Annotated in this window: 1 protein-coding gene; it reads left to right on the top strand. The window is 71.7% G+C overall.

The window, feature by feature from the left end; translation table 11 throughout:
- A partial coding sequence (locus BMG07_RS40760; protein WP_269759911.1) for an adenylate/guanylate cyclase domain-containing protein occupies positions 1 to 691 on the top strand: 691 nt, incomplete at its 5' end.
- Positions 692 to 1,042 lie beyond the last annotated feature (351 nt).

Raw genomic sequence — 1,042 nt, 5'->3', positions numbered from 1 at the left:
CCCCGGCCGACGTGCGGCTGGCCTGCCAGCTGCGCCCGCGCGGCGACATCGAGGTGACGCCGCTGTTCGCGCCGCTGCCCAACGAGGGCCGGCCCGCGCCGGTCGCAGCTTCGGGCGCGAGCGCGACGTGGCCATCCTGTTCGTCGACCTGCGGCGCTGGTCGGGCCTGTCGGAGCGGCAGTGGCCCTTCGACCTGGCCTATGTGCTGGACCGCTATTTCGCCACCGTGGGCGCGGCCGTGCGCGAGAGCGGCGGCGTGCCCAACCAGTTCATCGGCGACAGCGTGATGGCCATCTTCGGGCTCGACTGCGACCTGCCCACGGCATGCAGGCAGGCCCTGCGCGCGACCGCGCTGATCGGCGAGCGCATGGACGCCTGGAGCGAAGGCTTCGAAGCGCAGTTCGGCCAGCGGCTGGAGTTCGGCATGGGCCTGCACGCGGGCCGCGCAGCGGTGGGCGAAGTGGGCTACCTGGAAACCACCACCTTCACCGCCATCGGCGAAGTGGTGAACACCGCGAGCCGGCTGCAGGACCATTCGAAGCTGGCGGCCTCGCGCCTCGTGGTGTCGCTGTTCGCGGCCGAGCAGGCCGGTGTGGCGGACGCCATGGGCGCCGTTGAAACGCTCACCGTGCGCGGCCGTTCCGAACCGCTTTCGGTGCTCTGCGCGCCGCACGCGACGGCCGCCCTGTAGTTGCCCAAAGCGGTGCGCAAACGCACAGCGCCGCGCGCGCCGCGGTTTCACACTGCATGCGTGGCAACGACGAATGTCCGCCGCCCACACCGACACTCGAAGGGACTCGCACCATGAACTCCAAGCAACGCATCGCTCTTTCCGCCATCGCATTCGCCATGCTGGGCGCCGCGGGCGCGGTACACGCCGAAACCTACGAGGCGTGCATCCGGTCACCGCTTCCGCCAGCCGCGCCGACGTGCGCGCCGAAGCCGTGGCCGCCGCGCACGCCGACAACCCCTATGCCGACGGCGCCACGCCGGCCCCGCTTCGGTCGTCGCTTCGTCGACCAGCCGCGCCGCCATCGATGGA

This window comes from Variovorax sp. E3 (assembly GCF_016082275.1).
In the GTDB taxonomy this organism is placed as follows: domain Bacteria; phylum Pseudomonadota; class Gammaproteobacteria; order Burkholderiales; family Burkholderiaceae_C; genus Variovorax.
This window is presented reverse-complemented; position numbering and strand designations above follow the sequence as displayed.